The organism is Prochlorococcus sp. MIT 0604 (assembly GCF_000757845.1).
GTDB lineage: Bacteria > Cyanobacteriota > Cyanobacteriia > PCC-6307 > Cyanobiaceae > Prochlorococcus_A.
This window is the reverse complement of the sequence record NZ_CP007753.1, coordinates 639,647-660,469: the sequence shown is the minus strand read 5'-3', so window position 1 is coordinate 660,469 and position 20,823 is coordinate 639,647. Positions and strand designations below refer to the sequence as shown.

Annotated in this window: 23 protein-coding genes; 15 read left to right on the top strand and 8 right to left on the bottom strand. The window is 30.5% G+C overall.

All coding sequences use genetic code 11. The features are described 5' to 3' along the window. Positions 1 to 4: 4 nt before the first annotated feature. The 4 genes from EW14_RS03625 to EW14_RS03610 are packed head-to-tail and all read left to right on the top strand — an operon-like array spanning position 5 to position 3,836. Positions 5 to 898, top strand: a complete 894-nt coding sequence (locus EW14_RS03625; protein ID WP_042850150.1) for a putative selenate ABC transporter substrate-binding protein — start codon at positions 5 to 7, stop codon at positions 896 to 898. Then, entirely contained in the window at positions 895 to 1,635 is a 741-nt protein-coding gene (locus EW14_RS03620) for an ATP-binding cassette domain-containing protein (protein ID WP_042850149.1), read from the top strand. Before EW14_RS03625 ends, EW14_RS03620 begins: the two co-directional genes overlap by 4 nt. A gap of 4 nt (positions 1,636 to 1,639) precedes the next feature. Beyond that, positions 1,640 to 3,142, top strand: a complete 1,503-nt coding sequence (locus EW14_RS03615; protein WP_042850148.1) for an ABC transporter permease — start codon at positions 1,640 to 1,642, stop codon at positions 3,140 to 3,142. A gap of 49 nt (positions 3,143 to 3,191) precedes the next feature. After that, positions 3,192 to 3,836, top strand: a complete 645-nt coding sequence (locus EW14_RS03610) for a GDSL-type esterase/lipase family protein (protein WP_042850146.1) — start codon at positions 3,192 to 3,194, stop codon at positions 3,834 to 3,836. Between the two features lie 16 nt (positions 3,837 to 3,852). On the opposite strand, the gene EW14_RS03605 is transcribed toward EW14_RS03610, so the two are convergent. Genes EW14_RS03605 through EW14_RS03595 form a run of 3 tightly spaced genes read right to left on the bottom strand, consistent with a single transcriptional unit; the run spans position 3,853 to position 5,829 of the window. Beyond that, the gene (locus EW14_RS03605; RefSeq protein ID WP_042850145.1) at positions 3,853 to 4,596 is read right to left on the bottom strand and encodes a TIGR00297 family protein; all 744 of its coding nucleotides are present in this window, start codon (positions 4,594 to 4,596) and stop codon (positions 3,853 to 3,855) included. Between the two features lie 6 nt (positions 4,597 to 4,602). Further along, the gene (locus EW14_RS03600; protein ID WP_042850144.1) at positions 4,603 to 5,376 is read right to left on the bottom strand and encodes a 16S rRNA (uracil(1498)-N(3))-methyltransferase; all 774 of its coding nucleotides are present in this window, start codon (positions 5,374 to 5,376) and stop codon (positions 4,603 to 4,605) included. 9 nt (positions 5,377 to 5,385) lie between these two features. Further along, positions 5,386 to 5,829, bottom strand: a complete 444-nt coding sequence (locus EW14_RS03595; protein ID WP_002806034.1) for a DUF3531 family protein — start codon at positions 5,827 to 5,829, stop codon at positions 5,386 to 5,388. Between the two features lie 83 nt (positions 5,830 to 5,912). On the opposite strand from EW14_RS03595, the gene EW14_RS03590 reads away from it, so the two are divergent. Beyond that, complete coding sequence (locus tag EW14_RS03590; RefSeq protein ID WP_042850143.1) at positions 5,913 to 6,560, top strand: ABC transporter ATP-binding protein; 648 nt, start codon at positions 5,913 to 5,915, stop codon at positions 6,558 to 6,560. Beyond that, positions 6,550 to 7,458 carry an Hsp33 family molecular chaperone HslO gene (gene hslO, locus EW14_RS03585; protein ID WP_042850142.1) on the top strand — a complete coding sequence of 303 codons (909 nt, stop codon included), beginning with the start codon at positions 6,550 to 6,552 and terminating at the stop codon, positions 7,456 to 7,458. Before EW14_RS03590 ends, hslO begins: the two co-directional genes overlap by 11 nt. Here hslO and EW14_RS03580 read toward each other — a convergent pair. Genes EW14_RS03580 through EW14_RS03570 form a run of 3 tightly spaced genes read right to left on the bottom strand, consistent with a single transcriptional unit; the run spans position 7,453 to position 10,544 of the window. Further along, positions 7,453 to 8,127, bottom strand: a complete 675-nt coding sequence (locus tag EW14_RS03580) for a CPP1-like family protein (RefSeq protein ID WP_042850141.1) — start codon at positions 8,125 to 8,127, stop codon at positions 7,453 to 7,455. The two genes, hslO and EW14_RS03580, sit on opposite strands and share 6 nt — an antisense overlap. Before the next feature lie 52 nt (positions 8,128 to 8,179). Further along, positions 8,180 to 9,817, bottom strand: a complete 1,638-nt coding sequence (locus EW14_RS03575; protein WP_042850140.1) for a peptide chain release factor 3 — start codon at positions 9,815 to 9,817, stop codon at positions 8,180 to 8,182. A gap of 31 nt (positions 9,818 to 9,848) precedes the next feature. Beyond that, positions 9,849 to 10,544: a trans-aconitate 2-methyltransferase gene (locus EW14_RS03570; RefSeq protein ID WP_042850139.1), complete on the bottom strand. Its 696-nt coding sequence runs from the start codon at positions 10,542 to 10,544 to the stop codon at positions 9,849 to 9,851. A gap of 134 nt (positions 10,545 to 10,678) precedes the next feature. Here EW14_RS03570 and nrdJ point away from each other — a divergent pair, with 134 nt between their 5' ends. Together nrdJ and EW14_RS03560 are read left to right on the top strand one after the other, a co-directional pair. Continuing rightward, positions 10,679 to 13,012: a ribonucleoside-triphosphate reductase, adenosylcobalamin-dependent gene (nrdJ, locus tag EW14_RS03565; RefSeq protein ID WP_042850138.1), complete on the top strand. Its 2,334-nt coding sequence runs from the start codon at positions 10,679 to 10,681 to the stop codon at positions 13,010 to 13,012. An 88-nt stretch (positions 13,013 to 13,100) separates the two neighbouring features. Beyond that, entirely contained in the window at positions 13,101 to 13,367 is a 267-nt protein-coding gene (locus EW14_RS03560) for an RNA recognition motif-containing protein (RefSeq protein ID WP_042850137.1), read from the top strand. Here the strand turns inward: EW14_RS03560 and EW14_RS03555 are convergent. Beyond that, positions 13,364 to 13,558: a hypothetical protein gene (locus EW14_RS03555; protein WP_011818162.1), complete on the bottom strand. Its 195-nt coding sequence runs from the start codon at positions 13,556 to 13,558 to the stop codon at positions 13,364 to 13,366. The genes EW14_RS03560 and EW14_RS03555 overlap by 4 nt on opposite strands. A 302-nt stretch (positions 13,559 to 13,860) precedes the next feature. On the opposite strand from EW14_RS03555, the gene EW14_RS09830 reads away from it, so the two are divergent. The 4 genes from EW14_RS09830 (at position 13,861) to EW14_RS03545 (ending at position 16,769) form a co-directional block, all read left to right on the top strand. Next, the gene (locus EW14_RS09830; protein ID WP_011862700.1) at positions 13,861 to 13,962 is read left to right on the top strand and encodes a DUF4278 domain-containing protein; all 102 of its coding nucleotides are present in this window, start codon (positions 13,861 to 13,863) and stop codon (positions 13,960 to 13,962) included. A 138-nt stretch (positions 13,963 to 14,100) separates the two neighbouring features. Then, a complete protein-coding gene (locus EW14_RS10215) occupies positions 14,101 to 14,250 on the top strand; it encodes a hypothetical protein (RefSeq protein WP_197049609.1) in 150 nt (49 codons plus the stop codon). A gap of 550 nt (positions 14,251 to 14,800) precedes the next feature. Beyond that, positions 14,801 to 15,772 carry an SGNH/GDSL hydrolase family protein gene (locus tag EW14_RS03550; protein ID WP_042850136.1) on the top strand — a complete coding sequence of 324 codons (972 nt, stop codon included), beginning with the start codon at positions 14,801 to 14,803 and terminating at the stop codon, positions 15,770 to 15,772. A 34-nt stretch (positions 15,773 to 15,806) separates the two neighbouring features. Then, positions 15,807 to 16,769: a hypothetical protein gene (locus EW14_RS03545; RefSeq protein WP_156095658.1), complete on the top strand. Its 963-nt coding sequence runs from the start codon at positions 15,807 to 15,809 to the stop codon at positions 16,767 to 16,769. Between the two features lie 32 nt (positions 16,770 to 16,801). Here EW14_RS03545 and EW14_RS03540 read toward each other — a convergent pair whose 3' ends face one another. Beyond that, on the bottom strand, positions 16,802 to 17,761 hold the full coding sequence (locus tag EW14_RS03540) for a class I SAM-dependent methyltransferase (RefSeq protein WP_042850132.1): 960 nt from the start codon (positions 17,759 to 17,761) through the stop codon (positions 16,802 to 16,804). Positions 17,762 to 17,912: 151 nt separating this feature from the next. Between EW14_RS03540 and EW14_RS03535 the strand changes: the two genes are divergently transcribed. Genes EW14_RS03535 through EW14_RS10210 form a run of 3 tightly spaced genes read left to right on the top strand, consistent with a single transcriptional unit; the run spans position 17,913 to position 20,328 of the window. Beyond that, positions 17,913 to 19,769, top strand: a complete 1,857-nt coding sequence (locus tag EW14_RS03535; RefSeq protein ID WP_042850130.1) for a carbamoyltransferase — start codon at positions 17,913 to 17,915, stop codon at positions 19,767 to 19,769. 2 nt (positions 19,770 to 19,771) lie between these two features. Next, positions 19,772 to 20,164, top strand: a complete 393-nt coding sequence (locus EW14_RS03530) for an SxtJ family membrane protein (protein WP_042850129.1) — start codon at positions 19,772 to 19,774, stop codon at positions 20,162 to 20,164. A 2-nt stretch (positions 20,165 to 20,166) separates the two neighbouring features. Then, complete coding sequence (locus EW14_RS10210; protein WP_197049608.1) at positions 20,167 to 20,328, top strand: DUF5989 family protein; 162 nt, start codon at positions 20,167 to 20,169, stop codon at positions 20,326 to 20,328. The last annotated feature ends 495 nt before the right edge of the window (positions 20,329 to 20,823 follow it).

The window sequence follows — 20,823 nt, the reverse complement described above, 5'->3', positions numbered from 1 at the left end:
GGTTATGTTTAATTTAAAGAATTTCCTACTAAGTTCATCTCTATTATTTTCTGTTTTTTCATCACCTGTATTTTCAAATCCCAAAGTTTTAAAAGTTGGAGCAATACCTGATCAAAACCAAGATGTTTTGGACAAAAGATTTAATTTATTTTCAAAAGAATTATCCAAACAACTTGATGTAGAAGTTAAATACATTCCTGTTATTAATTATGTTGCAGCAGTATCTGGATTTAGAACTAAAGATTTAGATTTAGTTTGGTTTGGCGGTTTATCAGGAGTTCAAGCTAGATTACAAACACCTAATTCAATTGTCATAGCTCAAAGAGATATCGATAAGGAATTTAAAAGTGTATTTATAGTAAACAAAAATTTAGAACTTAACTCAATTTCAAACATTAAAGGACTTAAAAAACTAAAGAATTTAAGATTTACTTTTGGCTCTGAAAACTCAACTTCTGGAAGATTAATGCCAGAATATTTCTTAAATCAAGCAGGGGTAGAAATTAAACATTTTAAAGGAAAAAAAGCAGGTTTTAGTGGGAGTCATGATGCCACTATAGCTTTAGTTAATAGTGGAGCATTTGATGCTGGAGCTTTAAATAAACAGGTTTGGGAAAACAATCTTAAAAATAATCCCAAAAGAACAAAAAATTTAGAATTGTTCTGGATCACACCAGAATATGTTGACTATCATTGGGTAGCTCAAGGTGATCTTGAAAATAGATTCGGGGAAGGGTTTACAAAAGAACTTAAATCAGTAATTCTAAATTTAGATATAAAGCAAAAATCACATGAACAGATATTAGATATGTTCAATGCAAAAAGATTTATAAATGCAGAATCAAAACAATATAAAAATATAGAAGAAATCGGGAGGAAATTAAATAAAATTAGATGAATAATACTGTCTTAGAATTAGAAAATATATCTTATAAATACAAAAATGATCTGATCCTAAATAAAATAAATTTAAAAATAAATTCCGGGGAAAAAATTGCACTTTTAGGTAAAAGCGGTTCAGGAAAAACTACACTTATATCAGTACTTAATGGCACTATAAAGCCAACTCAAGGTGAGGTTAAATTATTCAATGAAAGTTTCGAGGAATTAGATAGAAAGCAGAAAAGTAAAATAACAACTATATGGCAAGATTTAAGATTAATAGAAGATCTCTCTGCAGAACAAAATGTTAATTGTGGACTACTAGCGGAAAACAATTTTTATTTCGCTTTTAAAAATTTACTAAATATAAGTTCTTTTAAGAAGGCCCATAAATATATGAAATTATGTAGACTTCATAATTCTATTTACGACAAAAAAATCAGAAAACTATCTGGGGGGCAAAAACAAAGGGTGGCTATAGCTAGATCATTAATTCAAGAATCAAATATATTACTTGCAGATGAGCCTTTTAATAATCTAGATCCCAAATTGATAACAACAATTAAAAACCTTCTGCTAGAAAATGTAGATAAAAATAAAACAAAAAAATCCCCAAAGACGGCATTAGTTGCATTACATAGATTAGATTTGCTGAACGATTTCGATAAAGTTATTGGAATAAGGGATGGTAAAATTTTTTTCAATATCAAAAGAAATAACTTAAAGAAGATTCATTTAGAGAAAATATATTAATTAGTTGAACAAATTAAAATTAAACTATACCTCATTATCTTTTCTTCCAATTTTGGTATGCATACCTCTTGGGTATCAATTAATAAACAATATTCATTTTGGAGGATTTAAATTATTCCAAGAATTCTTAATTTCTGCATTTAATCCCAAGATCGATAATGAAATTATTATTACCGTAATTAAGCGATTAAATGAAACTATTTTAATTGGTTTTTTTAGTTGGTTAGTAAGTATTATTTTTGGAGCAATTTTTGGAATAATTTCCTCAAATATTTTTTATAAAATCTTTAATATTCCAAATTTTTTCTACCGCATAATAAGGTATTTTCTAACAATAATTAGATCTATACACGAAGTGGTTTGGGGAATAATATTAATGCAAATATATGGAATAAATTTTTCTATAGGAATAATAGCTATATGTATACCTTATATTGCTGTAAATTCAAAAGTTTTTGCTGAACAATTAGAAACTAATGACTACAAAAGCTTTGAATCTATAAATCAAATAAATGCATCTAAATTTTCTTCTTTACTAACTTTAATATGGAATCCAATAATAAATACATTTAAAAACTTTGGTTTATATCGATTAGAGTGTTCAATAAGAAGTACTGTGATTTTAGGACTTTTTGGGACTGGAGGAATAGGTACCAGTATTTTTTTATCTTTCCAAACTTTGAATTTTAGAGAGTTATGGACTTATTTATGGTCCTTAGCAATTTTGATAATTCTTTCAAGATTAATATTCAAAAAAATAAAATTTAATACTACAAATAAAATCTTATCTATTTTTTTTATTGCAGTTTTTTTCATAACAATTTTATTTTCTCTTTCATATTTTCTTTATTTTATTTTGAATAATAATTTTGAAAATTTTAATTCCGTTAGTTCTCTTTTTAAATCAAGATCAGATTTAGGAATATTTGATTTCTTAAAACTTATATTAGAAACAATAATTTTAAGTCTTTTATCAACAGGAATCGCAATTAGTTTACCTCCATTAGTAATAGGAATTTTTAACAACAATACTTCTAAATTTTTTATAAAAATTTTTGCATTTTTATTACGTTTAATACCTACACCTGTAATACTTCTAACTCTATTAACTTTTAATAATCCTTCTTTATCTTTAGCAGCTTTAACATTAGGTCTCCACAACGCTGCTATTACTAGCAAATTACTTTTTACAAATCTAGATAGCCAAGACAAGAGAAATTATATTGCAATGAAATCTCTTGGAATCTCAAAAAAGACTAGTTGGCTTTTAGGTTTATTTTCTCAACAAGCAAAAAGTTACTTAGCATATTGCGCTTATAGATCTGACATCATTATTAGAGAAACTGCAATTGTTGGGGTTATTGGAAGTATTGGTCTAGGTTGGCAATTGCAAGAATCACTAAGTTCCTTCGCATGGCAAGAAGTCACCATAGTTTTGATAGCTTATAGCTCCATCGCAATAGTTGGAGAATTAATAAATGGTAAAATCAAAAATAGTTTAACTTGATTTGTAAGAATAATTTGTTAAATCAAGTAATTATTTTTTTTCGGTAATAGTGATTAGTTTACCAAAACAGCTTGTTGTAATTGGAGATAGCTCAGTTTATGGATGGGGAGATAACGAGGGTGGTGGATGGTGTGAGAGGCTTAGAAAAGATTGGGGTTATAACCAAAATGGGCCAGTTATTTATCAACTTGGCGTTAGGGGAGATGGGATAGAAAAAGTTTCATCTAGATGGGAAAAAGAATGGTCATCTAGAGGAGAAACGAGAAGAAATAAACCTAAAGCAATCCTACTAAATGTAGGTCTTAACGACACTGCAGCAATTGGTCAGATAAATGGAAGACATCAATTAGATATAGATGGATTTGAATATGGATTAGAGAGGCTAATTAATGAAATGAACTCTCAAACAAATGTATTTGTTATTGGTTTGACACCAGTTGACGAAAGCAAAATGCCGTTCGCAGGATGTCTATGGTACTCAAATGATTTTTGCAATACTTATGAAAGGAGAATGGAGGAAGTATGCCTCAATCAGAATGTCCCATTTCTTCCTACTTTTAGAGAAATGTACTCTGATAAAAGGAGTAAAAATTGGATTACGCATGATGGAATTCATCTAAATTCCGAAGGTCATTTCTGGCTTTTCCAAAGACTTAAAAGCTGGGAGATTCTTACAAAATGGAAGGGATCTTAGGTGTTCCCAAATATTATTAATTTAAAAAATATGAATATAAAATAAGAGCAAAGATAGCAAAAATAGAAGCAATACTTGTCTGAATAGCATTTACCAATTCATTACTTAATTTATATTTGTTTTGAAATTTAGCACCAATAATACTTTCGGAAAGTGTTGCCAAGAATCCAGAAACTACAACAACTATAAAATGATATTTTGTAGAAATAATTGATAAACGAAGCATTATAAAAGCCATAAATATTGATCCCAAAATACTAGCTAATGTTCCTTCTATACTTATTCCTCCCTCAGTTCCCCTATCCACCTTTTTAAGTGAAGTAATTAAGTATGTGTCTTTACCAAATCTTTTTCCAATTTCGCTACCAAAAGTATCCGCCAACTTTGCAGCAAAACTTGCAGCAAAACCTACTTTAAACATCACTACATTGGCAGCATTAAATTTGGTCATAATGGCAAGAAATAATCCTGTAGCGGCTGAGCCCCATACATTCTCAGGACCTCTCCTCCCGCCTCTTTTTTCCGCAATTCCTTGTGCTTTTTTAAATTTAAAACCTATTTTGGTAACGAGGGATCCAAATAATAAATAAATTACAACTGACATCCATCCTTGCCAAGACAAACATCCCCACAAAATTGTGCCTAAGATGCCTGCACTTACCCAACCACTTTTCGTCATCAAAGGAATCCTGCAAAATATATAAATCAAAATAAAATTAATGCAAAAACCTATAAAAAATTGATTTCTAATTAAATCCATATTTATCTAATTCTTGAATTTCAAATCAATTCTCCACTGATTTAGAATTGATGATGCGTTAATACTAGCCGTTGAAGTTCTCAAGATAGTGTCGGAAAGCTTAACAAAGGTAATATTATTTTTTTTAAAAAAATCAATTTCTTTAGCGGACCAACCTCCTTCAGGACCAATTACATTCCAAAAAATACCTCCTTTTTTATTTCCAAATTCTTGTTGTTTTCTTAACCATTGATTTAAGTCATATAGTGTTTCTTCTCTAGTTACAGAAATTGAAACTCTTTCTTGATTATCTCTAATTTTTAGCCATTCAATAATATCCATACCATTTAAAATAGTTGGTTTCCATAATCTCTCACTTTGCTCAACAGCTTCATTGATAATTGAATTCCATCTCAAAAGTTTTCTTGAAAAATTTAAATTTTTGTTTACCTGTCTTTCTGAAAATAATGGCTGTATAAAATCAAGTCCTATTTCAGTACACATTTTTAAAATATCCTCAAAACCACTTTTTGGTATGACAACAGCTATGCCTAACAAGTAAATTTCTTGTTCTTGAAATAAGTAAGGGTTTTTTAATTTAATTATTTCTAAATAATCATTCTTAACTTTTATAGCTTTCCATAATGAACCCTTTCCGTTAGTTATAAATAATTCTTTATTATTTTTTATTCTCATTACTTTATTTAAATAATGAGCCTCTTCTTTAGAAAGTTCTAAATTATTTTCCTTAATATTTTCAATTCTTTCATGGGAAATAATTAATCTTGTTAAGTCTTCCATCTAAAACACTTAATCTTTGAAAACTAAATCTTCATGTTCTTCAATTGCCCAATCATTATTTTCACCCCCAATAATTAACTCTTCAATTTTTACATAATTATTTGATATCTCATTCAAAGAATTAATTAATATATCTATTGAAATGGAGTCTGAAGTTCCAAAATCAACCCAACATCTTCCCCACAGGTTTTGATATTCCATAATTCCTAAATTATGCATTAAGGCTGGAAGAGATGCGTTTTTTTGGTCATTATCGTAAGACATCCAACTTAGATCAGAACCCTCTTCATGAGTTTGCAAATTTTCAGAATTAAATCCACCTAACCTTCCTAAAACGTACCAACTATCAAAAACACCATCTAAATAATTTTTTTCATCTTGAGTTGGTGATTCTGAAAACCTAATCCATATCCAACAATTAAAAGGATCAACTTCCCTAAAAATAATATTCATATTGACTAATAGCTTTTTAGATCTATAGCTATTATAAGTAAGTTATTACTAGATTAAAATTCATACCTATAACTTAATTAATAATGCTTGATTTAAAAGAAATATCTTATCAACCCCAAACTGGTGAAAGAAAAATAATAGACAATTTAAATTTAAAAGTTCATGAAAATGAAATCATTTTAATTTGCGGCAATAGTGGCTCTGGAAAAACAACACTTCTCGAAATAATAAGCGGATTAACAAATCCACAAAAAGGAAAAATTACTTGGAAGAATAAAATTTTATCTTCTAGACAAAGAAGATGGTTTTGTGGAGTAGTATTCCAATTTCCTGAAAGATACTTTATAGGTACAACCATTGGTGAAGAATTAAAAATAGGCCATAAATCTTTAAGAGAAAAAAATATAGAAATAGTTTTAAATAAAGTTGGTTTAAAAAAATTTAATCTGACCCAACCACCAGAACAACTAAGTGGCGGACAACAAAGGCGGCTAGCTGTAGCAGTTCAACTACTTAGAAACCCCTCAATTCTTTTACTTGATGAACCAACTGCTGGATTAGACTATTCAATGAGAAATGATGTGAAGAATTTAATTCTTGACCTAAAAAATAAAAATACAATTATTATTGTTACTCATGAACCTGCCTTATTTGAAGGAATTCCTTCTAGGATATTATTCTTGGAAAAAGGGAAAATCAAAAATTTTATAAAAGAAAATCATGCAGGATAGGATAGTTCGGGCTACTGCAGCAAATGGAGGAATAAGATTAGTTGCGGTCTTAACGACAGAATCTTCTTTAGAAGCAAAAAAAAGACACGGCCTTTCTTACTTAACCACCTGTATCTTAGGCAGAGCATTTAGTGCTTCACTGCTTTTAGCAAGCTCGATGAAAATAATGCATGGGAGAGTCACTTTAAGAGTTAGATCTGACGGACCTTTAAAGGGATTACTAGTTGATGCAGGTAGAGACGGGAAAGTTAGGGGTTATATAGGGAATCCTAATTTAGAATTGGACTTAGTCAAAATAGATGATAATAAATATTCTTTTGATTTCACAAAAGCATTAGGTACAGGATATTTAAATGTAATTAGAGATAGTGGATTTGGAGAACCCTTTACAAGCACTGTTGAATTAGTAAATGGGAATATTGCTGAAGACTTAGCTTCATATTTATATCATTCAGAGCAAACTCCCTCTGCTGTATTTATTGGAGAAAAAATTCAAAATAAAAGTGTTATTTGTAGTGGGGGCTTATTAGCTCAAGTTTTACCTAAAAAAGATACTGACCCTCTGCTAGTCTCACTACTTGAAGAAAGATGCAAAGAAATTAATTCTTTCAGCGAAGATCTATTTAAGTCAAAAGATAATCTTCTTGATTTAATTAGAAATATATTTCCCGATATTGACGATAAATCAATCTCTGAAAAAGCTCGTTCGCAAGAAGTGAGTTTTAAATGCAAGTGTTCCAAACAAAGAAGTTTAAATGCGATGAAAATGCTTGATAAGAGCGAGTTAGAGGACATCCTCAAGAAAGATGGCAAAGCAGAGTTGGTTTGTGAATTTTGTAAAAATAAATATCTTATAAATTATGAAGAAATTAAATCTATGATAGAAAATCAATCATAAGAAAATTACGCCCAGCCATAAAATAACCATGGCCGGAATACTTTGAATTTTTTGTATTGATAAAGAGTTGTTTGATACTTCCTGAATGAAAGAATTATTTTCAAGCAATCCACCAAATATTAATCCTATCGAGAGAAAGGTAACACTCCAACCCAGAGAACCTATAAATCTTTTCCCTGATTTAATTTGAGTATAGGTAAGTATTAATGTTGAGATAGAGAGTAAAAGTCTATTATTAGAGTCTGGACTGATAAATAACAAAATTAAAAATAAAAGCCCAACAGATATTTTTATTGAAAGATTATCAAATGAGGGGGTAGTTATTTTTGGCAGACTATACTGACTTGAATTGTTAGAGTTATTATTTAAATTTTTTATCTTAGAAAGAAGTGGGAAGTTATTATTAGTAAATTGATTAATTTGCTTTTCTTTTTTTGAGGCACTCACAGCTTCATAGCTTACATTTCCTGATTGCCTGGCTTTCAAACTACCCATGAGTAATTGATCAAAGGAAGATTCTATTTTCGCTTTTAACATTAAGTCTTCACCAGCCTCTTTAACTTTAATGTCTCTAGCCTTCTGAATATCCTCAAAAGCAGCACCTTCTTTTACACCTAAAATTTCATAAGGTGATTTTTCGTTATTATTTTTATTACTGTTTGAATCCAAAATTTTTTTTCCAATACTAACAGATTAACTAATTTTATAATCCATTAAGACTTTATAAAACAATTGGTTCGACTCCACTAACAACGGGCGCAACTTTGTTTAAATTTAATTGTTTATTGTCTTCAACAAACTGATTTAGATTCCACTCATTTTTGAAAAGAATAACTGGCCTATTCCAACAATCTTTAACTATTTTACAGTTGAATATTCTGCCTAGTTTTTCAATGGCTGGCCATCCATCAGAAATCCATCTAGCCAATTGATATGGCATTGCTTCAAGATTTGCATCTACACCATATTCACTTTTTAATCTGTGAGTTACTACCTCCAGCTGCAATTGACCAACGGCTGCGAGTATAGGGTCTCTTTTACTCTCATCAAAGTCATAAAGAATCTGAACAGCTCCTTCTTCTCGAAGTTCATTAACACCCTTTCTAAAGTTTTTAAATGCTGAGGGATTTGGATTTCTTAACCAGCTGAATATTTCAGGACTAAAGGATGGTATGCCCTCATATTCCAGATGAGCACCCGTATAAAGAGTATCTCCAATAGAAAACATCCCTGGATTATTTAAACCAATAACATCTCCAGGATAGGCATCATCAACTACTTCTCTATCTTGCCCAAATATTTTTTGTGGTCTTGATAATCTAATTGTTTTCCCAGTTCTGGAATGTTTAACTGACATATCCTTTTCAAATTTGCCACTACAAACTCTTATAAAAGCAACCCTATCTCTGTGCTTTGGATCCATATTTGCCTGAAGCTTAAAAACAAACCCACTAAATTCATCGCTTGCAGGTTCAATATCCCCTTTATTACTATTTCTTGAAGTTGGTTTTTGTGCCATTTTTAAAAAACTATCTAAAAATGGTCTTACGCCAAAATTAGTCATGGCAGATCCAAAGAAAACTGGGGTTAAAGAGCCATTAAAAACTTTTTCTTTTTCAAATTTAGATCCTGCCTCATCAAGAACCTCCAATTCTTCAAGTGAGTTTTCAAGTAAATCTCTCTCTACATATTTTGATAGCTCTTTATCTTCAAGACTTAATCTTTTCTCATTCGATTGTTTCCCTCTCACTGCTTTATCAAATAAAATCACCTCTCTCGAAAATCTATCAATAACCCCTCTAAATTCCTCGCCACTCCCAATTGGCCAGTTTATAGGTAGGGTATTTAATCCAAGTTCTGATTCAATTTCATCAAGTAAAGAAAATGGCTCTCTTCCTGGTCTATCCATTTTATTTATGAAAGTAAATATTGGTATTTTTCGCATCTTGCAAACTTCAAACAATTTTCTAGTTTGAGGTTCTAGTCCTTTAGCAGCATCTTCCAACATAACTGCATTATCAGCAGCCGCTAATGTTCTATAAGTATCTTCGGAGAAATCTTGGTGTCCTGGTGTATCTAATAGATTAATTACAGATCTTTCATATTCAAATTGCAATACAGTTGATGTAATAGAAATACCTCTTTGTTTCTCAAGTTCCATCCAGTCTGAGGTGGCTTTTCTCTGATTACCTCTAGCTTTTACTGCTCCTGCCTGTTGAATGGCACCTCCATACAAAAGAAGCTTCTCGGTAAGAGTCGTTTTCCCAGCATCTGGATGTGAAATAATAGCAAAATTTCTTCTTTTATTTACCGCATCCAGTATTTCTTTATTATTTAGAATTTTAGTATCTAAGCTCATTTATGTAATATAAGGGCCTTTCACTTGGTTCTTAAACATTACCATAGACTATTAAATAATTTTCACCTTCCTCAAACACATCTAAAGAGGATAGATCATTCTCTAAGATGAAATTTTTTAACTCTTTAAAAGTATAAGAAGCTCTTAAAGAGGCATAATAATCATTAGTTAAAATCTCATTATATTTAGTTGAACATTGTGCTTTGAGTTCTAAAGCAGACTTTTCATCTAATGGCCTTTTTAAGTCCTTGTGAAAATTTACAGTAATATTACTAGATAAAATTCTTATTGTGTTGAAGAAATCTTCAAGATTGGTAATGTGATGAATCAAACTGTTGCTTACAAGTAAACTAATTCTTTTTTTAAATAAAAAATTATTTGATTTAATGTCTTTGATTTCAGAACAAATGTAGCGTAAATTTTTTAATTTTTTTTGATTATTAGAAATACTCTTATTATATTCTGCTCTCAAAATCATCTCTTTAGAACCATCTATTCCTACGACTGCAGTATTAGGCCATTTTATTGCTAACTTCTCAGAAATATTTCCTGGGCCACATCCTAAATCAACTATTAAATCTTTTTCACCTAAAGAAATATTTTTTTTCAAAAGATATTGATTTATTTGATTAATTAGATTAACTTCCCCTTCTGAAAAATCAGCTTCGTCATAAGAAATGACCTGCTCTTTTTCTTCCATTAATTCAGGCTCGGGGACTCTTTCCATATTCTTTCTTGAAACAAAGATTTCATATTAAACATAATTCTACACAAACCGTTAAATAGTGGTAAGAATAGTTGCAGACGCCACAGGTAGAGTTATTCTTCCAGTACGGGTTATTTACATACGTTTTTTTTATCGTGACTGTTGCACCAAATAAAGCTTCTTCAGAGAGCAATTCCAATAATCTTAAAAAAGATGATTTTCCAAAGACTGCGCCAGCTGCTTACCCAGTTTTTTTCAGATCTTATAGTAGAAAAACTTCATCTGGAAAAAGGGAGAACTGGAGCGAAGTAGGCGAAAGGAATTTATCGGGATTAAAAGAATTAGGAAAACTTTCTGAAGAAGAATTAATCCTAATGAGAGAGATGCAAAGTAACCAAAAAGCTCAACCTTCAGGAAGATGGTTATGGATAGGCGGAACCCCTTGGATTAATAAGAACCAAAATTTCTCAGGAGCATACAACTGTACCTCAACAAACTTAATTGATTGGGAAGCCTTCGCATTAATGATGGACTTAGCCATGATGGGATGTGGAACAGGTGCAATAATTGAGCCTCATTTTATAAATAATCTTCCTACGGTAATTAACAAAATAAACATTAAATCAGTCAGTGAAGTTGGAATAACTCCTAAAGATCAAAGAGAAGAAAAGTCATCATTAGAAATTAAAGGAAAAGATCTTCATATCAAAGTTGGAGATAGCAGAAGAGGATGGGTAGATAGCTATAAATATCTTCTTGAGGCATCAAGTAACGAGAGTCTTGAAAGAGAAATTGATGTTTATATTGATTTGGAAGATATTAGGCCCGCGGGAGAATCATTAAAAGGTTTTGGTGGTATGGCAAATCCTATCAAATTGAAAGATCTTTACTCTAGAGTCGCATCACTTCTTGGAAAGGCAATTGGTAGGAAATTAAGTACAGTAGAGTGTTGTTTATTAATTGATGAAGCTGCAGTAACCATAGTTGCTGGGAATATAAGAAGAAGTGCTGGAATGAGACAATTTGCTTCAGATGATAAGGAAGCCGCATCAGCAAAAGAAAATTTATGGAGTCAAGATGAGAATGGTAATTGGAGAATAGATCCTGAAAAAGATGCCCTCAGAATGGCCAATCATACTAGGGTTTACCATACAAAACCCACTTACCAAACTGTTTTGGATGCAGTAACAAAACAATTCCATTCAGGTGAGGGAGCCATTCAATTTGCACCAGAAGCAATCGCAAGGTCAAATGCAGATATTCTCAAAGATGATGAATTGAGAAAGGAATTTATTGAAATCTACTCAGAACAAGGCAAGGATGAAGCGAGAAATTGGATAAATAGTAGTTATGGTCCTTTTTCAGAAGAAGAGTTAGACCACAGGATGAGCCGATATGGACTTAACCCTTGTGGGGAGATCTTGGGAAATGATTTCCATTGCAATTTGGCTGAAGTTCATTTAAATCAGATTGATCCAGGAAATTTTGAAGAGCAAAAAAAAGCTTTTAAAGCAGCCGCTCTTTCTGTAGCATGCTTACTTAATCATGAATTTGAAGTTGAGCGTTACAGAAAAAGTAGGGAATATGATCCTATCGTAGGAGTAAGTTTCACTGGATTATTTGATTTTTGTGTCCATGCCTTTGGGACGCCATGGTTGAAATGGTGGGAAGCAGGAAGGCCAAATAGCGAAGAAGGGAAGACCTTCAAAGAAAAGGAAGCTAAATTCTTAGATTCTTGGAGAAAAATAGTAAAAGAAACTGTATGGGAATATTGTGATAAGCATAATCTAAGGAGACCAAATAGATGCACAACAGTTCAGCCAGCTGGAACTAAAAGTCTTCTTACTGGAGCAGCTCCAGGGTGGCATCCTCCAAAGGCTCAAAGATTCATAAGAAGAATAACTTTCAGGAAAAATGACCCAATCGCTTTAGCTTGCATGGATTATGGTTACTCAGTTGTTCCATCTCAATCTGATAAAGATGAAAATGGTTGCTTGCTCGATAATCCATTTGATCCAAGATGTACAGAATGGTTAGTTGAAATCCCTACAGAAGTTAGTTGGGCAAATATAGACGGCGCAGACCAAATAGACATCAATAATTTCTCAGCATTAGCTCAATTTGATTTTTACATGCAAGTACAGAAATTTTACACAGAGCATAATACCTCTGCAACCGTAGAATTTAGAGAAAATGAAATCGAGGATTTAGCTAAGGCTATTCATAATGCAATAGAAAATAATGAGGGATATATTTCAGCAGCATTGCTGGCTAGATTTAGTGCTAACGCTACTTTCCCGAGATTACCCTTTGAACCAATAAGTAAAGAGGAATATATATCATTGCAGAATAAAGTAATAGAAAGGAAAGTAAATAACGATTTCTTTGACGCTCTTAATAAATATGATGTTGGAGAACTATCTGAAGCTGGGCCAGCTGGGTGCGATTCAGATAAATGCTTGCTTCCTCTGGCTAAACCCAAAGATTAAAATTTTAAATTATTTGTAAATAAAAAATATAAATTAGTTTTTAAAATTTAATTTATGGCTACCTCTTAAATAGGGACATAAATTTTTTATGACATTAAGTTTAAATATTGGGAACATTTTTAATGATTCCTCTAGTCATGCTTTAGTGGATGAGCTAAGAAAAAGAACTACAGAAGAGGATATCTTAGATTTTGAGAAAAAATTTAACTCCAAAAACGAAAAAAATCTACACGTTTATATATGTAGATTTCTAAAAAATAGATCAATATCCAGAGGGCTAGCCTCTAGATGGTTAATAACCATAATTAAAAACAAAGAATCAAAAATTGATGCTTTGCAAAAATTAAATAACTAGGTCAGCCCTGATAGTTTCCATAGAGCAATTCCAAAAATTGAGAATCCCATAATAAAAGTAAAAGCCAAAGCATTTACCAATTGAACCTTATCATTCATTCTGTTTGCGAATGGTAATAATTGAGCAAATAATGGAGTCTCTTCAACTATTGCGGATTTTTTTACTGTAGGTTTTTTGCTTCTAGAAAACATAAAACAAATTTTATAATCTTAAGAATTTTACATTTAAAAGTTCAATAAATAAAAAATACTTCTCAAAAACGAACAAAATGTAACCTGCAAGAAACTACATAAAAAACATAAATTTATTGATTAGGAGCCTATTTCATTATTAAAGTATTAAGTTTATTTATTAAAGACCTAGACAAATAATTTCCTTGAATGTTATGGTTAAATTGTAGCAATCGCTACCAAAACGTTCAACTTGCGTATAGCAAGCCGCAAATCGACTTAAGCCATGGAACGGGGACTTAAGCGAAACCGGAGCTTAAAAAATGACTCTAATTTACAGAGGACAAAAGTACGTCCAGAACAAAGAAGCAGCTAAAAAGCAGCACAACGAATTAACTTATAGAGGAAAAGCTTACACAAGCTAGTTCATTTATCCAACCAATCAATAAAAAAGCCACTTTTAGTGGCTTTTTTTTGTCCTAACTTAATCTAAAAAATTCACTTAATACTTCTAACAAGTATTAAACTAATATGATTTAATTGCATTCATATATTTGATAACTATGGCAGACAAGAAACCTTTATTTAAAGCACCTTATGACCTAAAAGATGTGAGTGCTCTTTTCGCCATAGTTGCCTTCGTTTTAATAATCGCTGCCATAGTTGGGAATAACTTATTTGGTTTATTTCAACAAAATGTTAACTTTGGGTGATTTTTTTTTGGTAGGAGACTGATTTTTGTGAACTAATTTTGTGGACAAAATTTGACTAGAAATAGACCTTTATAAAGATTTAACTCATCATTATCAATAAAAATTAATATTCCAAACTAGTTTCTTGAAATAATTTTTAAATCTTTGAGTTTATAGTCTGTGACACAATTATTATGATATTTTAAAGTTCATTAAAACAGAATAACCCATTGGAGAAGTGGTCGAGTGGGTTAAGGATCTAGTCTTGAAAACTATCTAACCCATAGTTATTTGAAAGCGATCTAAGAGATATTTAAAAAAGTGGACTATCACAAATTTATACTTTAGTTAGTTCAACTAGAGACTTTTAATAAAAATACGATTTGTTCTCGAAAAAAAATAGTACCATATTTATTAATTTCATCATTGCAAGATCATTAACTGAATTGGTATAGTCTGAGATTGGAATCAGCGCGAGGGTATCAATATAAGTCGCCTGACAAAAAAAGAGTTAAAATTAAGAAGATAAAATCTTAGATCATTAATTTTATTAAGCACTTAAAAAATAAAAATGAAAAAAATCGTAATAAATGCATTTCTTATAACTTTTTCCATAGCAATTGGCCTATTTTTTTGCGAATTATTTGGAAGGTTTGTGGGGTTAGGAGATCCCCTGATTTACGAAGAAGATCCACTTGTTGGATATAGACTAAGGCCTAATCAAAAAAAGATCGGAAGAAATAATTCAAATATATCTATTGACCATGAAGGTTTTAGATATAACCCAAATCAAGAAAAAACTAATAATGATAAATATATAGTTTTTGTTGGAGATAGTATTACATACGGTGGCTCTTATACAGACGATTCTGAAATATTCTCTAGTATTTATTGTTCTAACATAAAAGAATCAATTTGCCTAAATTCAGGATTAAATGGATGGGGTTTATACAACATAGGAAGATTCATAAGAAATTTCTCATTATATTCAGATAGAAATCCATCAGAATTTATTGTTGTAATTTCGCCTAATGATGTGTTGCGTAATGTATCGCAGTTAAGAGGTCTACCTTGGTTTACCTCAGAGCCAAAAGAACCTAAGGCTTTAAACCAAATATCAAAATATGTAATTCTGGCTCATATTTTACCTAATCTAGAAAGTAAAAATGAAGGGAATGAATATTTTCAAAAATACTGGTTAAGAAAGGGAATAAATCAAAAAGAATCAAATATTAGAGAAAAAACAATTCAAACATCTTTTAAACACTTTAGCGAAAGCATTAAAGAAACAAATACAAAAGTAAATATAATACTAGCTCCACCAAAAAGATGGTTTGAAGAGACTGAATATTATTCTTCATCGATCAAGTTATATGATGAATATCTTAAAAAGTTATCAAAAAATAATAATGTATCAAAATACTGCAATCTTTATCACAAAATTAAAAATAATTATTCTCCAAAAGATTTTGTTGATTCGGCTCATCTTTCAGTTTCTGGTCATAAAAAATGGGAACAATATATTCAAAAATGCATCTCTTAACTAAGAAAAAATTAAAATCTTAGCCATGGAAAGAATGGGAAAGCTTATCACATCTAATAATGCATTAGAGAACATATTAATAAAATTTCCTTTATGGTTTCCACTAACTTATATATTTTTAGCTTTAAACTTTCCATCACAAGCACAATTATTATTCCTTTCTTCACTATTTTTATTTGCTGAAACACATTTTGCCTCGACATGGCTATTCTTTATGGATAAAGAAAACTGGTCGTGGGTAAAAGAAAATTTTTATAAGGTTGTATTTTTACCAATTTATGTATTGCTATTGACAATAATTATTTGGTTACTTTCCCCAAGTGTCATTATTATAATTCACTACATTGCTTCAGGCTGGCATGTGACCAAGCAAAGTGCAGGCATATTAAAGGTATATGGGATTAGAAAAAAAATATATGAATTTTCTGTGTATTTTAGCTCCCTATTATTTCTTTCAATAGGGCTAAAAAATCCAGGAATTTTATCATATAAATTCAATATAAATACAATAAATATCTATATTTTTTTATTATTATCAGTTTATTTTTTAATTTTAATTATCATTAATTATGATTTAATGCCTAAATTTATAGATGATTTATTACCAATAATCACTGGGATTTCTATCTATCTTCCTTTATTATTCTTTAAAGATTTAGCAACTGCTACTGCAATTGGAGTTGGAATGCATTGGTGTCAATACCTTGCAATAATATGGTATTCATATCTGAGAAAAAACAAAAAAAATGAAGGTTCAAAAAGTAATTTAATATCCCCTCTTATTGGCAAAATATTATTCATATTTTCTTATTCTTTGATAATGACTTTATTTTCTATAAAAGGTATGGTGAAGAATTATGACGGCAATATAAATTTCACATTTTTGTATTTAGTTCCCATAATTTTTCAATTATTTCACTTTTATATAGATGGATATATTTGGAAATTTTCTGACCCTCATATTAGAAAGAGTGTTTTAAAATATCTATATAAATAAATATAAAAAAATAAAAAATCTTTTTTTCTTTACTAAATCTTTTTTCCAATCATTATAAAAAAACCACCTTCCTGAATTTGTTTCCTATTTATAGTCATTAAAATTTCTTTAAAATAAGAAAGTGATGGTTTTGGACGATCCATGAATATTGGAGTATTTACATTATCACAATGTGGAATTAAATTTACAAAATCGACTCCATCCTCTTCGAACCATTTCATTGTTTCAGATGGAGTATGCAATGTTTCATGTGGATTCATAAATTGATCAATCACCCATGCATCACGTTTGTCTTTACTTTTAATCTTTAAGGAATTTTTATCTAATAAGAAGATATTTTTCCCTAAAACTTTAGCAATCCTTTGCTTTACTTTTGTAAAAAATCTACCATATTTGTGGTAAAGGCCTATAGCTATTATTCCTCCAGGTTTTGTAACAGTTACTAAGTTTCTAAAAGCTTTTCTTGCATCTTTAGTATGGTGCAATACCCCATTGCTTATTGTGAAATCAAAAAAATCTTTTTTGAATTTCAAATCAAATACATCCATTTTCATAAAATAAGCATTGTTAATATTATTCTCTAATCTAAATTTTTCTCCTAATATTAAAGACCCATTTGATATGTCTACCCCATAAATTTCTCTATTGCATCTTGAAAGAAAAAGAGACAACTGACCTGTTCCACATCCCAATTCAAGAACCTTGGAACCAAAATTTAACTCATCATCTAATCTTTTAGTGAATAAATTACTTCTGCCCTTATCATAAAGAGAAGCATAGTCCTCACAATCATCATAATTTGGGAATTTCACATCATTATAAAAATCAGACATTGTATTAGTTAGATTATCTAATTTTTTATTTATAAAGTTTGGAACACTCCCATCAATTAGGTCTAATTTAATATTGTTATAAATGAGATCATTATCTAGATAATTAAGATCAGATAAAAATGAACTTTTTATTTTCTTATATCTCTCTAATTCACTCATATCTATAATCTAATATTAATTAGATAATATCAAACAATATAATTGTTCCTTGAGGGTTATTTAAACATTTTTTAAGAAATAAAACAAAGTGATAAAGATATCGCTTTGTATTATAAATTGTGTAAAAATACTAAATAAAAAATATCTCGCCTTGACCTCTTATATTCTTGGTATTTCTTGTTATTTCCATGATAGTGCTGCAGCTTTAATAAAAGATGGAGAAATTATATCAGCAGTTCAAGAAGAAAGATTTACTCGCATAAAGCACGATTCAAGTTTCCCAGTTAATGCTATAAATTATTGTCTCAAATCTAATGAGATAGATATGAGATCCCTTGAGGCAATTGTTTATTATGAAAAACCATTATTGACATTTGAAAGGTTATTGGAAACATACTTAGCAACATCCCCAAGAGGTATAAAATCTTTTGTTGCAGCAATGGAAGTTTGGGCAAAAGATAAGTTATTTCTAAAATCGCAACTTAAAGATAAATTTAAGTTAATTCAGCAAAAATTAGTTAAAAAAGAGGAACCATATCTACCAAAATTACTTTTTTCAGAACACCATTTATCTCATGCATCTTCAGCTTTTTATCCCAGTCCTTTTAAAGAATCTGCTATTTTATGTATGGATGCAGTTGGTGAATGGGCCACTACTTCAGCATGGATAGGGCGAGGTAAAGATATCAAATTACTTTGGGAGATAAATTTTCCTCATTCATTAGGGTTACTTTATTCTGCTTTCACATATTTTTGTGGTTTCAAGGTAAACTCTGGTGAATACAAATTGATGGGCCTAGCGCCCTATGGTGAACCAAAGTATACAGAAATAATCAAAAATAATTTAATAGATATTAAAGAAGATGGAACCTTCAGATTAAACATGACCTATTTCAAATATCATCGAGGATTAAGGATGACAAGTAGTAAATTTAATAAACTTTTTAATAAAAAGCCAAGAGCTAAAGAGGAAAAGATAAATCAATTTCATATGGATATGGCAGCATCAATTCAAACAATAACTGAAGAGATAGTTATTAAATTAGCTAAGACTTTAAAAAAAGAAACAGGAATGTCTAATCTTTGCCTGGCGGGTGGTGTGGCATTAAATTGCGTGGCAAATGGCAAAATATTAAAAGAAAATATATTCAAAAATATTTGGGTTCAACCAGCGAGTGGTGATTCAGGTTCTGCTATTGGAGGACCGCTTTATGCTTTTTATAATTATTTTAATGGTCAGCGTAATATAAATGAAAATGATTCAATGAAAGGTTCCTATCTTGGTCCAAGATTTTCAAATAAAGACATTATTAAATATCTTACTCACATAAAAGCTCCATTTAAAACAATGGATGATAAGGACTTATACAACGAAGTTAGTGATTTAATTATTGATGGGAAGGTGATTGGCTGGTTTAATGGAGCCATGGAATTTGGGCCAAGAGCTTTGGGTGGGAGATCAATTATTGGAGATCCACGTAACCAAAACATGCAGAGTGTCATGAATTTAAAGATTAAATATAGAGAAAGTTTTAGACCATTTGCACCTTCTATTCTTGAAGAGGATTTGTCAACTCAATTCGAGTTGTATACCAAAAGTCCCTATATGCTATTTGTCGCACCCGTGAAAAAAAACTTATGTATTAAGATAAAAAATGAAGAGAGTTCTTTGAAAGGGATTAATAAACTAAACATTTTAAGATCAAAGATTCCTGCAATTACTCATGTCGATTATTCAGCGCGAATACAAACTGTTTCAGGCGATACAAACCCTCGTTATTATAATTTAATAAAAGTATTTAAGAGTAAAACTAATTGTCCTACCATTATAAATACATCATTTAATGTAAGAGGAGAGCCTATTGTATGTACTCCTCAAGATGCATATCGTTGTTTTATGAGAACTGAGATGGATGTTCTGGTTCTTGAAAATCAAATTCTATTAAAGTCAGAACAAAATTATTCAAAAACAGATGAAAACTGGCAACAACAGTTTGAATTAGATTAATTATGACTCCTATAAGCTCCGTTAAAAAATTTAGAGACTTTGGATTACTTGTTGGGATAACTTTCCCATTGTTATTTGGATTTATTTTTCCTTTCCTGACTAAGCATGAATTTAGATACTGGACATTAGCTATAGGTATTATTTTATGCACATTATCTTTTATATCACCGAAAACACTTAGGTATCCCTATCATCTATGGATTAAATTTGGTAATCTATTAGGTTCTATAAATAGCAGAATTATCTTATCAATTATTTTTATTTTTATCATGCAACCTATTGCCGCAATCATGAAATTACTAAGATATGATCCACTAAAAAGAAGATTAAATAAATCTAATTCATATCGTGAAATCAGAAAAGACGATAGAATTGACTTAGATAAGATCTTTTGATTATGAAAGCATTTTTTGAACTAATATCAGATATTTGGAGCTACCTTAAAATCAGAAAGAAGTATTGGTTGGCGCCTTTAATTTTTACAATTTTAATAATTGGAACAGTTTTAGTAGTCACTCAAGGTACTGTCGTAGCACCATTTATATATTCAATATTTTAGATTTAGGTGGGAGAAACCCCTTTGATTTTATACTTTTGCTAGTCTTTAGGCTTAATGCTTGGAGGAGTGGTCGAGTGGTTTAAGGCTCTAGTCTTGAAAGCTAGATTTATGCTTAGTTATGGCAATGGCTTTGATATCTAACTTGACATGCGTTACCGAATTGTTTCCGAAAAAATCAACCACCTTTTGTTATAATTAAAAAGTTAAAAATTTAATATTTTTTGCCTGGAGGGGTGGTCGAGTGGTTTAAGGCTCTAGTCTTGAAAAGTTTCTAAGGTTTAAGTTATAACAGCAGTTTTGAGTATAAGTGGACATACAGTTCCGAATGAGTTCCGAAAGGGACTTTTTTTAATGGTCTCTAGTCTTGAAGACTAGCGATTGCTTAATGATATGTGTAGAAAAGTGGTTGACTTTCCAAGAAATTTCCACAACAATATAAGTAATAAGAGAATTTTTAATTCTTTTGTTCTGCTGAATGCCAGCTTAGAAATGGTG

Coding starts and splice junctions, on each gene's coding strand:
- EW14_RS03625 (WP_042850150.1), top strand. CDS start 5: ATGTTTAATTTAAAGAATTTCCTACTAAGTTCATCTCTATTATTTTCT.
- EW14_RS03620 (WP_042850149.1), top strand. CDS start 895: ATGAATAATACTGTCTTAGAATTAGAAAATATATCTTATAAATACAAA.
- EW14_RS03605 (WP_042850145.1), bottom strand. CDS start 4,596: ATGGATTTAATTAGAAATCAATTTTTTATAGGTTTTTGCATTAATTTT.
- EW14_RS03600 (WP_042850144.1), bottom strand. CDS start 5,376: ATGGAAGACTTAACAAGATTAATTATTTCCCATGAAAGAATTGAAAAT.
- EW14_RS03595 (WP_002806034.1), bottom strand. CDS start 5,829: ATGAATATTATTTTTAGGGAAGTTGATCCTTTTAATTGTTGGATATGG.
- EW14_RS03590 (WP_042850143.1), top strand. CDS start 5,913: ATGCTTGATTTAAAAGAAATATCTTATCAACCCCAAACTGGTGAAAGA.
- hslO (WP_042850142.1), top strand. CDS start 6,550: ATGCAGGATAGGATAGTTCGGGCTACTGCAGCAAATGGAGGAATAAGA.
- EW14_RS03575 (WP_042850140.1), bottom strand. CDS start 9,817: ATGAGCTTAGATACTAAAATTCTAAATAATAAAGAAATACTGGATGCG.
- EW14_RS03570 (WP_042850139.1), bottom strand. CDS start 10,544: ATGGAAAGAGTCCCCGAGCCTGAATTAATGGAAGAAAAAGAGCAGGTC.
- EW14_RS03560 (WP_042850137.1), top strand. CDS start 13,101: ATGACATTAAGTTTAAATATTGGGAACATTTTTAATGATTCCTCTAGT.
- EW14_RS03555 (WP_011818162.1), bottom strand. CDS start 13,558: ATGTTTTCTAGAAGCAAAAAACCTACAGTAAAAAAATCCGCAATAGTT.
- EW14_RS09830 (WP_011862700.1), top strand. CDS start 13,861: ATGACTCTAATTTACAGAGGACAAAAGTACGTCCAGAACAAAGAAGCA.
- EW14_RS10215 (WP_197049609.1), top strand. CDS start 14,101: ATGGCAGACAAGAAACCTTTATTTAAAGCACCTTATGACCTAAAAGAT.
- EW14_RS03550 (WP_042850136.1), top strand. CDS start 14,801: ATGAAAAAAATCGTAATAAATGCATTTCTTATAACTTTTTCCATAGCA.
- EW14_RS03545 (WP_156095658.1), top strand. CDS start 15,807: ATGGGAAAGCTTATCACATCTAATAATGCATTAGAGAACATATTAATA.
- EW14_RS03540 (WP_042850132.1), bottom strand. CDS start 17,761: ATGAGTGAATTAGAGAGATATAAGAAAATAAAAAGTTCATTTTTATCT.
- EW14_RS03530 (WP_042850129.1), top strand. CDS start 19,772: ATGACTCCTATAAGCTCCGTTAAAAAATTTAGAGACTTTGGATTACTT.
- EW14_RS10210 (WP_197049608.1), top strand. CDS start 20,167: ATGAAAGCATTTTTTGAACTAATATCAGATATTTGGAGCTACCTTAAA.